Annotated in this window: 11 protein-coding genes; 7 read left to right on the forward strand and 4 right to left on the reverse strand. The window is 71.0% G+C overall.

The genetic code is table 11. The annotated features are described in order from the left end of the window. Window positions 1–1,028 (reverse strand): transposase (locus VKG64_15860; GenBank protein ID HKB26512.1); only part of this gene is annotated, 1,028 nt, incomplete at its 3' end. Window positions 1,029–1,464: 436 nt separating this feature from the next. Between VKG64_15860 and VKG64_15865 the strand changes: the two genes are divergently transcribed. Then, on the forward strand, window positions 1,465–2,646 hold the full coding sequence (locus VKG64_15865) for an FAD-binding oxidoreductase (protein ID HKB26513.1): 1,182 nt from the start codon (window positions 1,465–1,467) through the stop codon (window positions 2,644–2,646). On the opposite strand, the gene VKG64_15870 is transcribed toward VKG64_15865, so the two are convergent. The 3 genes from VKG64_15870 to VKG64_15880 are packed head-to-tail and all read right to left on the reverse strand — an operon-like array spanning window position 2,643 to window position 5,286. Continuing rightward, on the reverse strand, window positions 2,643–2,963 hold the full coding sequence (locus VKG64_15870) for a hypothetical protein (GenBank protein HKB26514.1): 321 nt from the start codon (window positions 2,961–2,963) through the stop codon (window positions 2,643–2,645). The two genes, VKG64_15865 and VKG64_15870, sit on opposite strands and share 4 nt — an antisense overlap. A gap of 3 nt (window positions 2,964–2,966) precedes the next feature. Then, a complete protein-coding gene (locus tag VKG64_15875) occupies window positions 2,967–4,301 on the reverse strand; it encodes a hypothetical protein (GenBank protein HKB26515.1) in 1,335 nt (444 codons plus the stop codon). 4 nt (window positions 4,302–4,305) lie between these two features. Then, entirely contained in the window at window positions 4,306–5,286 is a 981-nt protein-coding gene (locus tag VKG64_15880) for an ABC transporter substrate-binding protein (GenBank protein ID HKB26516.1), read from the reverse strand. Window positions 5,287–5,444: 158 nt separating this feature from the next. Between VKG64_15880 and VKG64_15885 the strand changes: the two genes are divergently transcribed. The 6 genes from VKG64_15885 to VKG64_15910 all read left to right on the forward strand — a co-directional run. Continuing rightward, window positions 5,445–6,239: an enoyl-CoA hydratase/isomerase family protein gene (locus VKG64_15885; protein HKB26517.1), complete on the forward strand. Its 795-nt coding sequence runs from the start codon at window positions 5,445–5,447 to the stop codon at window positions 6,237–6,239. A 29-nt stretch (window positions 6,240–6,268) separates the two neighbouring features. After that, complete coding sequence (gene menB / locus VKG64_15890) at window positions 6,269–7,069, forward strand: 1,4-dihydroxy-2-naphthoyl-CoA synthase (GenBank protein ID HKB26518.1); 801 nt, start codon at window positions 6,269–6,271, stop codon at window positions 7,067–7,069. 337 nt (window positions 7,070–7,406) lie between these two features. Beyond that, window positions 7,407–8,801 carry an NCS2 family permease gene (locus VKG64_15895; protein HKB26519.1) on the forward strand — a complete coding sequence of 465 codons (1,395 nt, stop codon included), beginning with the start codon at window positions 7,407–7,409 and terminating at the stop codon, window positions 8,799–8,801. Between the two features lie 15 nt (window positions 8,802–8,816). Then, entirely contained in the window at window positions 8,817–9,773 is a 957-nt protein-coding gene (locus VKG64_15900; protein HKB26520.1) for an MBL fold metallo-hydrolase, read from the forward strand. Between the two features lie 167 nt (window positions 9,774–9,940). Then, window positions 9,941–11,899 carry an AMP-binding protein gene (locus tag VKG64_15905; GenBank protein ID HKB26521.1) on the forward strand — a complete coding sequence of 653 codons (1,959 nt, stop codon included), beginning with the start codon at window positions 9,941–9,943 and terminating at the stop codon, window positions 11,897–11,899. Continuing rightward, window positions 11,896–12,435: ATP-binding cassette domain-containing protein (locus VKG64_15910; GenBank protein HKB26522.1), on the forward strand; the 540-nt coding region annotated here is incomplete at its 3' end. The genes VKG64_15905 and VKG64_15910, both read left to right, overlap by 4 nt.

A 12,435-nucleotide genomic window follows, 5' to 3' on the forward strand; every position in this document is an offset into this window, starting at 1 on the left:
TAGCGACGGCTCCCTGGTCGGCGTGAGAATCGCGTCGACCAAGACAAACGGTCCCCACAGCCGGGGCCAAGGAGCCGCCAATGACGAAGAGAACAGCGAGAGCGCAGCGAACGCAAGCGAAGAATGGCGCAGGCCCGGCGCAGGGCGGCCCGGACGTAGGCCTGCCGGGTCTTCGGCACGAGGGCGGCGAGGTTGCGGCCCTTGTGCAGCTGGCAGCGTTGGATCACCGCCGCGTCGCCGAGGACATCGCCGAGCGCCTTGCGCAGCCCCTTGCCCCCGTCGATCACGCACAGCACGCGCCCCTCGAGCGCGAGCCCGCGCGCCAGCAGGTCCTGCAGCAGCTCGGTACACACCACGGCGTTCTCCGTCGAGCCCAGGCGCAGTCCCAGGGGCACCTTACCCCCGGCGCGCGTGATCCCCAGGACCACGATCACCGTCTGCTGGGCCACCACGACGCCGTCCATGAATAGCGCCACCACCTCGAGCCCCTCCAGGCGCCGGGTGAGCTGCTCCTGCAGCCGCTGCCGGGTCCGTCGCACCACCGTCCGACTGACGGCACTCTTGCTACTGCCCCGGGTGCGCCACCCGCTCGGCCGAGCCTCGAGACTGGCTTCGTACTGGCGCGTCGACACCCCGGCGAGCAGCTGCTGCATCATCCGCGCGCTCAGCGGATCGCGGCCGCGAAACGCCGCCACGGATGGCAACGTCGCTTCCCCGCCGATCGTCCGCCGCACCCGGGGGCGACGCACCTGCACCCGCCGGCCGCCGAAGGTGAGCTCCGTCGCGGCCGTCCCCCAGTGATGATGCGTGCGCTGCGTCTGCTGCCGGCCCTTGGGGCCCGCCAGGGCGACGGCCTCCTCGTGAAACAGTTCGTCCAGCGCCGCCAGTCCATGGGCATGGACCCACGCGAGCAAGTGATGGCGGGTGGTCGTCATCCCGGCGAGCATCGGCTCCACCAGGTGAGCCAGTTCCGGGCCGGCCCCATTCTCCGCTTGCGTTCGCTGCGCTTCCGCTGTTCTCTTCGTCATTGGCGGCTCCTTGGTCCCGGTGGTGGGGACCGTTTGTCTTGGTCGACGCGATTCTCACGCCGACCAGGGAGCCGTCGCTACTCAGTTCTCAAGTTCAACAGGGACCGGGACATCCCCTGACGATCTTGGCGCACGACTTGGTCGGATACCCGCGCGCCGCTCTCAGTCCCGGAGCCCTCATGGATCGGCCGAGCCCGATACGTGGCGCACAGGACACGTCCGGCCAAAAAGTGTATGTGCAGTTCTGCATCCATGTGGAGGTAGCACTCAGCGATGGGACGCTGGTTCCCGAGACGCTCCAGAAATTGAAATTCTACGTTGGCGAGACCCTTTACGAGTTCACGCCTGAGTTCTCGGCGACGTTCTAGGCGATTCATCTTGGCTTTCTATTATACAGTCATGGGATAATTGCCATACGGAAAGGCGGGGGGATGCCATGGCCGCGGCTGAGGTCGTCGTCGTCGGGGGCGGAGTGAACGGGGCGAGCACGGCCTTCCACCTGACCCGGCTGGGCGTCCGGAACGTCCTGCTCCTCGAGCGCCGCGGGCTCGCGTCGGGCGCGACGGGCAAGTCGGGCGCGCTCGTCCGCATGCACTACACGAACGAGCACGAGTCGCGCCTGGCCTTCGAGAGCCTCAAGGTGTTCCAGAACTTCGACGCGCTCGTGGGCGGCGAGTGCGGCTTCGAGGCGATCGGGTTCCTCGAGCTCGTGCCGCGCGGCTACGAGGCGGCGCTCCGGCGGAACGTCGAGACGCAGCAGCGCATCGGGATCAAGACGGAGCTGGTCTCGCACGACGACCTCCGGCGGCTCGCGCCCGGCATCCGGGTCGACGACCTCGGCGGCGCGGCGTGGGAGCCCGATTCGGGCTTCGCCGACCCGAACGCGACCGCGTTCGCGTTCGCCGCCGCCGCGCAGCGGGGCGGCGCGCGGATCGAGACCGGCCGCGAGGTCACGCGGGTCCTCGTCGAGCGCGGGCGCGTCGCCGGCGTCGAGACGCCCCAGGGCCGCGTGGACGCTCCGGTGGTCGTGCTGGTCCCGGGCGCGTGGGCCGGCCGCCTCCTCGGCCCGCTCGGCCTCGACTTCGGGCTCGAGCCGTTCCGCATCCAGGTCTCGATCTTCCGCTGGCCGGCTGGCCTGACGCGGCCCCATCCGGTCATCATCGACGCGGTCCACAAGTCGTGGATGCGTCCGGAGGGGAGCGCCGCGACGCTCATCGGCATCGAGCTTGGGCGCGGCCACGCCGACCCCGACGCGTTCAACGAGGGCGTGGACCCGGGCTTCGTCGCGACCTCCCGCGAGGCGCTCGCGGCGCGGCTGCCCGCGTTCGCGGGCGCGACGATGCGCGGCGGCTGGGCCGGCATGATCATGATGAGCCCGGACGGCCGGCCGCTCATCGACCGGATCGCGTCCGTCGAGGGCCTCTTCGTGATGCTCGGCGACTCCGGCACGAGCTTCAAGACGGCGCCCGCGATCGGCCGGTGCCTGGCCGAGTGGATCGTGGAAGGCAAGCCGCGCCTGCTCGATCTCACGCCGTTCCGCGCGACCCGCTTCGCCGAGGGCAAGCCCTGGGTGGACGAGTTCAACTACGGGCGCGAGCGGCTGTCGATCTCGCGCTAGTCGCGCCGCGCGGCGCGGTCCCTCACGCCGAGCGCCTCGCACACGATCAGCGGCAGGAGCCAGGACCCCACGTCGAACAGGACGACGAGGAGGACCGGCCAGAAGCCGAAGAGCGCCGGGCGGTTGAGCGTCGCCGACAGCACGCGGAGCCCGAAGACGCCGAGGACCGTCACGATCGCCGGGATCGGCGACCGCCCGGCGCGGCCGACCGCGCGGCGAGACGCGTAGACGGCGTTCATCACCGCCAGCGCCACCGCGAGGAAGAGCGCGAAGTAGCCCAGGAAATGGGTGAGCAGGACGATGGATCGGGCGCTCATGGGTCAGCCCCCCTCGGGCTCGGCGAGGTGCGTGCGGCGCACGCGCGCCTGCACGTCCTGGACGACGCCCCGCTCGAGCGCGATCTCGACCTCGTGGTGCTCCACGTCCCAGCGGCTGACGGTCGCGACCCAGCCGAAGCGCCGGCGCCGGCGCGGCACCACGGTCCGCCCGCGGTAGACTAGCACGCGCCGGTCGGGGGCCGCGAGCTGCTCGTGCTCCTCGGGCTCGGCGCCGCAGAGGCCCAGCACCTGGTCGAGCGTCGTGACGCCGGGCTCGAGGCGCGCGAGGGTCTCGCGCCGGACCACCGTGCCCGTCTGTCGCGCGGCGCCGCCGCGCGGGTCGACGTGGATCCGGCGGGCGACCTTCGCGCCGACGCGCCGCGCGGCCATCGCGACGAGCGGGCCGGCGAGGTTGCCGAGCGCGAAGAAGACGATGGGGATCAGCACCGGCGCCCACGACTGCCAGCCGGTGTAGTAGCCGAACTGCACGGTCAGCACCTGCGGCACCGTCCCCTCGGAGTGGTCGAGGAACACCGAGACGACCTCCGTCGACTCGAGGGTCTCGCTCCTCCGGCGGTCAGCGGTCCGCGGGAAGACGTCCTGGATCTTGAGCTCGGCGGCCTGCGCGAAGTCGATCAGGAGCTGCGCGGGCTCGTCCGCGAGGCGGACGAGCCGGCGCCGGTTCTCGAGGTAGAGGGGGAACATCGCGCGCGGCCGGACGTCGTTGAAGCTCAGTGACGCCGTGTAGCGCCGGCCCCAGAAGGCGTTCTCGATCCAGCTCGCCTCGCGCGGCTTCACGAGGCGAGGCAGTCCCATCCGGAGCTGGATGAGGAACGTGCGGTTCACCAGCATCGGCGTCCACGGGATGCGCACGTAGCTGACGGGCGCGGTGAGCCCGAGCGGCCCGCCCTGGCGCACGAACGTGACGAAGGGCGCCCCGCCGGCGATCGGCTCCGGCGGCTGCTCCGTGCGGGCCTGATAGAGGCTCTGCGCGTAGAGCGGCAGGCGGCCCTCGCCGACGACGGCGTAGCCGCGCTCCTCGACGTAGCGCGCGAGCGCGGGATCGGGCGGGCCCGGCGTCATGAGGCCATCCACCTCGTCGGGCCAGAGGAGGTAGAGGTCCTGCTCGACGGCCGCGCCCGAGCGCGTGGGCGGGATGACGAGGCTCCACAGGAGATCCACCCGGGCCGCCGCGAGCGCCGGCGAGACGCTCGCGCGCACGAAGAGCGGCCCGATGGCGAAGTCGGGGTTCGGCCGTGAGGCGAGGAACACCTGCGCGCCCGCGGGGGAGGCGGCGGCCAGGATCGCGAGCAGCGTCGCGAGCCCGCACGCGAGCAACGGGCTAGATCTTGACAGGCGTGAACTCGCGCGTGAGGTGCTCCTCGAGCGGGAGCTTCTTCCGGATCACGGCGTACTCGAGCAGCGTGCCCTGCATGACCGCGAGCGCGGTCAGGTCGATGCGGCCGTCGACGGGCAGGAGCGGCCCGGAAATCTTGTGGGCGGCGAGCACCGCCTCGGGCGTCCAGCCGAGCCGTTTTGCGCAGAGCTCCGCCGCCTCCTTCGGGGTCTCGCGCATGAGCCGCATCGCCCGGAACATCGCCCGCATGCTCTTCCGGATCTCGCCGGGCCGCGCCTTGATCGCGTCCTCCGACGCGTACTGGATCTGGCTGATCCACCGGCCCGTGACGGCGTCGAAGCGCAGCAGCACCTTCGACTTGCCCTGGAGCTCGGTCACCGCGCCGCCGTCGCCCCAGACGTAGGCGCCGATCTCGTGGCGCGCCATCGCCGCGAGCTGGGCGTCGAGCCCGCCGAGGCCCACGATCTGGACGTCGCGGTCCGGGTCCCAGCCCTGCTTCCGGGCGAGCATGCGCGCGAAGATCCACGTGGTCGCGCCGGCCCGCGTGACGCCGATCGCCTTGCCCTTGAGGTCGGCCACGCCGCGCACGTCGGTCGCGACGTTCAGCGTGAAGTGGTTACCCTCGGTGTGGGTCGCGACCATCTTGATGGCCGAGCCCGCCTCACGGAACACGAGGATGTCGGTCGAGCCCGTCACGGCGACGAGGATCTCGCCCGCCATCACCGCCTTCAGGAGGTCGGGGCCGCCGCGGAAGGGGACGAACTCGGTGGCGAGCCCCTCGTCCCTGAAGAAGCCCTTCTCGAGCGCGACGATGATCGGCCCCGCCATCGAGTAGTCGCCGAGCACCGCGGTGCCGATCTTCACGGCGCTCCGGGCGCGGGCCGGCCGCGGCGCGAGGGCGGCCGGCGCGGCGGCGGCCGCGGCTCCGGCGAGGAAGCGACGTCGGGTCAGCGAGACGCTGGGCATGGCTGGTCTCCTTGACATTCTTTCAGATCTTCCCTACGTTGGGTCGCGCTTTCCATGAGTGACACCCTGGTTCCCACGCAGTGCTCCCGCCGATGCTACATCGCGCCGCGCCCCCTCGACAATCGCGGCGCCGCGGGCACGCCGGCCTCGCGGGCCCCGTGACCGACGCCCCGGTCACCTACGCGGCCCGCGACGGCGTCGCGTGGATCACGCTGAACCGGCCGCGCGTGCTCAACGCGCTCGACACCGAGCTCGCCGCCGCGCTCGCCGACCACGCGGAGGCCGCCGCGGCCGACGCCGGCGTCACGTTCGTGGTCGTCCGCGGCGCCGGGCGGGCATTCTGCTCGGGGATGGACCGGACGGCGCTCGCGGCCGGCGCCATCGCCGAGCCCTTCTACCGCCACTGGATCCGCGCGCTCAACCACCTCGAGGACATGCCGAAGGTCTCGCTCGCCGTCCTGCACGGCCACTCGATCGGCGGCGGTCTCCAGCTGGCGCTCGCCTGCGACCTCCGCCTGGCGACCGAGGACGCGGTCCTCAGCCTCGGCGCCACGCGCCACGGGCTCATCCCCGACGGCGCGATCCTGCGACTGGCGCGCGTCGTGGGCGTGGGGCGCGCGAAGGAGCTGACGCTCCTGAACGACGACGTGAGCCCGGCGGCGGCCCGGGCGATGGGCCTCGTCAACTGGGTGTGCGCGCCGGCGGAGCTCGAGCGGACGCTCGCCGAGATCATCGCCAAGGCGCACGCCGCGTCGCCGACCGCGAACGCGCACGCGAAGCGCCTCCTCCACGAGTCGTTCCACCGCGACCCGCGGGCGATGATCGAGGAGGTCGTGCGCTCGCAGAAGGACTGCATGGCGTCCTGGGAGATCGAGGAGGCCAACCGCGCCTGGCAGGACAAGCGCGAAGCCGTCTTCCATCCACGCCGGCGCGAAGCGCGCGACGGCTCCTGAAGGCGCCCCGCGAGGGGAACGGAGACGTCATGGCGTACACGGACATCCTCTACGAGAAGCGGGACGGCGTCGCCTGGATCACGATCAACCGGCCCGAGGTGCGCAACGCGTTCCGGACGCGGACCGTCGCCGAGCTGACCGAGGCGTTCACGGACGCGCGCTGGGACCCGGCCGTCGGCGTGGTGGTGCTGACGGGCGCGGGCGACAAGGCATTCTGCTCGGGCGGCGACCAGAAGGAGCGCGGTCAGGGCGGCTACGCGCCTGGCGCCGCAGGCACCGAGGTCCAACGGCCCATGGACGTGGAGGCGCTCCACAGCGCGATCCGGCACATCCCAAAGCCGGTGATCGCCATGGTCAACGGCTTTGCGATCGGCGGCGGGCACGTCCTCCACGTCCTCTGCGACCTCACGGTCGCCTCGGAGAACGCGGTCTTCGGCCAGACGGGCCCCCGGGTGGGCAGCGTGGACGCCGGGCACGGCACGGGCTACCTGGCGCGCCTCGTGGGCGAGAAGAAGGCGCGGGAGATCTGGTACCTCTGCCGCCAGTACACGGCGCAGGAGGCGCTCGCCATGGGGCTCGTCAACAAGGTGGTGCCCCTCCGGGACCTCCGGGCCGAGGTCGAGCAGTGGTGCCGGGAGCTCCTCGACAAGAGCCCGACGGCTCTCGCCCTCGCCAAGCAGTCGTTCAACATCGACTCCGAGCAGCGTGCCGGGGTGGCGCAGTTCGCCCACACCGCCCTCAACCTCTACTACCAGACCGAGGAGGCGATGGAGGGCCGGAACGCGTTCGTCGAGAAGCGCCCCGTCGACTTCAAGAAGTTCCGCAGGTGACCAGAAAGTTTCCGTAAATGGCACGGCGGTGACACGTTCGCTGACACGGGGCCGGGCGTCTCGGTGATCCGTTCCGAAGAATATCGGGTACTTCCGACGGCGTTCACGCTGGCAGGGACCTTGCCTATGCCCCGGGGCATGACGCTTCGGCTCTTCGTGATCGCCGCCGCCCTTCTCGCCGGTCTCGCGCTGGTCGCCTCGGGCGCCTAGCCCGGGTCGCCGCGGTCCCCCGAGGCCCGCGGATGAGCCCGCCCCCCGGCCGGCTGGACGTCTACCCGGCGCCCGGGCGGGAGGGCCGCCTCCCGAAGCCCGTCTGAGGTAAACTCCCGCCCGGCACATGGCCTGCTCACTCGCCCGCTTCTTCGGCTTCGCCGAGCGTCGCACGGACCTCGCGACCGAGCTCCGCGCCGGCGTGACCACGTTCATGGTCATGGCCTACATCATCTTCGTGAACCCGATCGTCCTCGGCTACGTCGGCGTCCAGGGGCTCGAGGCCAAGGGCCTGCCGTTCGCCGCGACGCTGACCGCGACGTGTCTCACGGCGGGCGTGCTCTCGATCGTCATGGGCCTCGCGAGCAACTACCCCCTGGCGCTGGCGCCCGGCATGGGGCTCAACGCGGTGGTCGCCTTCGAGCTCGTGGCGGGGCGGGGGCTCACGTGGCCGCAGGCGATGACGGTCGTGTTCCTGGAGGGCGTGGCCATCACGCTGCTCGTGCTCACGCGGTTCCGCGAGGCCGTGATGGACGCGGTCCCGCTGGGGCTCAAGCGCGCGATCAGCGTGGGGATCGGCCTCTTCATCGCGTTCATCGGCTTCTTCACCTCGGGGTTCGTGGTGAAGCCGGCGGCGGGGCCGCTCCCGGTCGGGCTCGGGTCACTCAGCGGCCTGCCGATCGTCGTCTTCCTCCTGGGGTTCATCCTGACGGCGTGGCTGATGGCGCGCCGGATGCGCGGCGCGCTCCTGCTCGGAATCGTGCTCACGACGCTGCTCGCGATCGTCCTGAACGGCGTCCTCGCGGACTGGCGCGGCTTCGCGACGCCGGGCGCGGCGCGGATCCCCGGCGCCATCGTGCAGCCGCCGGACCTCTCGACCTTCGGCCGCCTCGACTTCGGTCTCGTCGCGAAGCTCGGCGTCGTCACGGCCGTCCTCGTGACGTTCTCGATCATGCTGAGCGACTTCTTCGACACGATGGGCACGATCATCGGCGTCGGCGGCAAGGCGGGATTCCTCGACGCGCGGGGCCGGCTCCCGGGCGCCGGCCGGGTGCTGCTCGTGGACTCCCTCGGCGCCGCGTTCGGCGGCCTCGCGAACGCGAGCAGCAACACGACCTACATCGAGTCGGCCGCCGGCGTGGCGGAGGGGGGCCGGACCGGGCTCGTGTCGGTCGTGGTCGGCGTGCTCTTCCTCCTCGCCATGTTCTTCTCACCGCTCGCGGCCGTGATTCCCGCGCAGGCCACGGCCCCCGCGCTCATCATCGTCGGCTTCTTCATGATGACGATCGCGCGCGAGATCCCGTGGGACGACTACGAGGAGGCGATTCCGGCCTTCGTGACCATGCTCGCGATGCCCTTCACCTGGTCGATCACCAACGGGATCGGCGCCGGCTTCGTGACCTACGCGGCGATCAAGCTCCTCAACGGCAAGGGCCGGCGGGTCCACTGGATGGTCTACCTCGCCTCGGTCGCGTTCGTCGTCTACTTCGCCCTCCCGCTCGTCGAGCACGCGCTGAAATAGGGGGACGACCCGGGCATGGCGCGGCACGTGGTGCCGACACGCTGGAAGAGCGGCATGCTCGAGGTCGCGCCGAGGGTCTTCGCCTACGTCCAGGCGTCGGGGATCGACCCGGCGGGCGACACGGGCGTCTCGAACTCGGGGCTGATCCTCGGCCAGGAGGGGAACGTGCTCGTGGACGCCCTCATGGTGCCGTCGATGACGCGGAAGCTCGTGGCGGCGATCAAGAAGACGACACGCAAGCCCATCGGGACCCTCATCAACACCCACCATCACCTCGATCACACCGGCGGCAACCGGTTCTTCCGCGACGCGACGCTGATCGCCTCCGCGAAGTGCCGCGAGGCGCTCGCGCCCGGCTTCCCGCCCGTGCCGCTGCTGCAGCGCTTCATGCCGCGCTTCGCGCGCGAGTTCCCGCTGCTGAAGCTCGCGCTGCCGACCGTGACGTTCGAGGACCACCTCGTGATCCACGACGGCGACCGCGAGATCCGCCTCTGGCACCCGGGGTTCGCCGCCCACACGGTCGGGGACGCCGTCGCCTACCTGCCGAAGGAGCGGGTCCTGTTCGCGGGCGACATCGCCTTCCACTACGTCACGCCGCTCGCCTTCCAGGGCCACGTCGGCGGCTGGATCAAGGCGGCGAACCGCCTCCTCGCGTTCGACGCCGACGTGATCGTGCCCGGCCACGGCCCCATCGGGACGAAGAAGGAGCTCAGGCTCGCGCGCGACTACCTCGCGCTGGTCCGGCGCGAGGCGAAGACGCGCTTCGACGCCGGCATGCCGGCCGAGGCGGCCGCGCGCGACATCAAGCTCGGGGCCTACGCCGCGTGGAGCGACGCCGAGCGCATCCTGCCGAACGTGATGCGCTGCTATCAGGAGTTCCAGAACGACCTGGACCGGCCCATGGACCTCGTCTCGATGCTCGACGGCATGGAGCGGTTGCGCGGGCGGACGGCGGATCACGCCTGCCTCTGAGTGGGCGCAGCCGGCGCCGCTCGCTCCGGCTCGCGAGAGCAAGCGCGGCGCGTCGTAAGTCCCCGTCATACTGACCGAAATGCTTGACACCCGGTGACCTCTTGGCTACACTCTCCCGACCCGCCCCAGAAGTGGGAGCACACGGCCCGCAACGTCGCGGAGGCGATTTGGACGCACACGCTCACGGAGCCGCTTCGCAGGCGCTCGATCCCGAGCATGACACGTTTCCGAAGCTCGTCCGGCTCAACGCGGCCCGATTTTCCCGGAAGATCGCGATCCGCGAGAAGGACTACGGCATCTGGCAGTCCTACACGTGGCGCGACTACCACGAGCAGGCGCGGCTGATCGCCCTCGGGCTGGCGTCACTGGGCTTCCGGCGCGGCGACAAGGTCGTGATCGTCGGCGACAACCGGCCCGAGCTCTACTGGGCGGTCGTGGCCACGCAGGCCCTCGGCGGCGTGCCGGTGCCCGTCTACCAGGACTCCGTCGAGAAGGAGATGGAGTACGTCGTGGACCATGCCGAGGCGCGCTTCGCCGTGGTCGAGGACCAGGAGCAGGTCGACAAGCTCCTCCTGGTCAAGCGCGCGTGCCCCCGCCTCGAGCGCATCGTCTACGACGACCCGCGCGGGATGCGGGCCTACTCCGAGCCCGGTCTCATGAGCCTCGCCGAGCTCCGGGAGGCCGGCAAGAAGTTCGAGGTCGGCTACCCGACGTACTTCGAGGACGAGGTGGCGAGGGGGCGGGCCGACGACCTGGCGATCATCTGCTACACCTCGGGCACGACCGGCGTGCCCAAGGGCGCGATGCTCTCCCACCGCAATCTCCTGGTGACCGCGCGCAACGCCGCCGCCGACGACGGGGTCGGCGAGGACGAGGAGATCCTCTCGTACCTGCCGATGGCGTGGGTCGGCGACCACGTCTTTTCCTACGCGCAGGCGATCGCGGTCGGGTTCACGATCAACTGCCCGGAGGGCGCCTCGACGGTCCTGCACGACCTCAAGGAGATCGGCCCGACCTACTTCTTCGCGCCGCCGCGCATCTGGGAGAACATCCTGACGAACGTCATGGTCCGCATCGAGGACTGCGCGTGGCCGAAGCGGCGGCTCGTCCAGGGCTTCCTCGGGCTCGCGCAGGCGATCGAGCGCGCGCGGCTCGACCGCCGCCCCGTCGCCGCCTGGCGCCGGCTCCTCGCTCCGCTCGGGCGGCTCCTCGTCGCGGGGCCGCTCCGCGACAACCTCGGCATGCGGCGAGTCCGCCGCGCCTACACGGCCGGCGAGGCGATCGGCCCCGAGCTCTTCGTCTTCTTCCGCGCCCTCGGCATCAACATGAAGCAGATCTACGGGATGACCGAGGCGAGCGTGTTCCTCACGATCCAGCGGGACGGCGACATCCGGCTCGGCAGCGTGGGCACGGCGGTCCGCGGCGTCGAGCTCCGGATCTCCGACGAGGGCGAGGTCCTCTACCGGAGCCCCGGCGTCTTCCAGGGTTACTACAAGAACGACGCGGCGACGCGCGAGACCATCGTCGAGGACGCCTGGGTGCGCTCGGGCGACGCCGGCTTCCTCGACCACGACGGCCACCTCAAGATCATCGACCGCGCCAAGGACGTCACGCGGCTCCGCGACGGGACGCTCTTCGCGCCGAAGTACCTCGAGAACAAGCTGAAGTTCTCGCCGTTCGTCAAGGAGGCCGTCTGCATCGGGCAGGACCGCCCCGACGTGACGGCCCTCGTCAACATCGACCTCGCCGCCGTGGGGAACTGGGCGGAGCGCCGGAACATTGCTTATACGAGCTACACCGACCTCGCGCAGAAGCCCGAGGTCTACGACCTGATCGCCCAGGAGGTGGCCCGGGTGAACCGGAGCCTCGGCGAGGACGAGGTGCTGCGCGGCGCCCAGATCCGGAGGTTCCTGATCCTCCACAAGGAGCTGGACCCGGATGACGAGGAGATCACGCGGACGCGCAAGGTCCGCCGCGGCCACGTCGCGCGGAAGTACGCGGCGCTCATCGAGGCGCTCTACGACGACCGCGACCACGTGCAGGTCGAGGCGCAGGTCACGTACGAGGACGGCCGGACCGGCACGATCCGCGCCGACGTCCGGATCCGCGAGGTCGACGCGCGATGAGCGTGGGGGCCCCGCCGGGCCCGCTCCTCGAGGTCCAGGAGATCAGCGTGCGCTTCGGCGCGCTGCTCGCGCTGAACCGCGTGAGCCTCGCGATCGGGCGCGGCGAGATCGTCGCGATCATCGGTCCGAACGGCGCGGGCAAGACGACGCTCCTGAACTCCATCAGCGGCTTCTACCACCCGTACGAGGGCCGGATCGTCTTCGACGGCCGGGACCGGACGCGGCTCGCCCCCCCCGACGTGGCGGCGCTCGGCATCGCCCGCACCTTCCAGAACGTCGCCCTCTTCAAGGGCATGACGGTGCTCGACAACATCATGACGGGGCGTCTCCTCAAGATGCGCGGGAGTTTCCTCCTCGAGGCGCTCTACTGGGGGCCCGCTCGGCGCCAGGAGCTCGAGCACCGGGGGTTCGTCGAGCGGATCATCGACTTCCTCGAGATCCAGGCGATCCGCAAGACGCCGGCCGGACGCCTGCCGTACGGGCTCCAGAAGCGCGTCGAGCTCGCCCGAGCGCTCGCCGCCGAGCCCACGCTCCTA

This window comes from Candidatus Methylomirabilota bacterium (assembly GCA_035260325.1).
Taxonomy (GTDB): Bacteria; Methylomirabilota; Methylomirabilia; order Rokubacteriales; family CSP1-6; genus AR19.

Coding starts and splice junctions, on each gene's coding strand:
- VKG64_15895 (HKB26519.1), top strand. CDS start 7,407: ATGGCCTGCTCACTCGCCCGCTTCTTCGGCTTCGCCGAGCGTCGCACG.
- menB (HKB26518.1), top strand. CDS start 6,269: ATGGCGTACACGGACATCCTCTACGAGAAGCGGGACGGCGTCGCCTGG.
- VKG64_15870 (HKB26514.1), bottom strand. CDS start 2,963: ATGAGCGCCCGATCCATCGTCCTGCTCACCCATTTCCTGGGCTACTTC.
- VKG64_15880 (HKB26516.1), bottom strand. CDS start 5,286: ATGCCCAGCGTCTCGCTGACCCGACGTCGCTTCCTCGCCGGAGCCGCG.
- VKG64_15900 (HKB26520.1), top strand. CDS start 8,817: ATGGCGCGGCACGTGGTGCCGACACGCTGGAAGAGCGGCATGCTCGAG.
- VKG64_15865 (HKB26513.1), top strand. CDS start 1,465: ATGGCCGCGGCTGAGGTCGTCGTCGTCGGGGGCGGAGTGAACGGGGCG.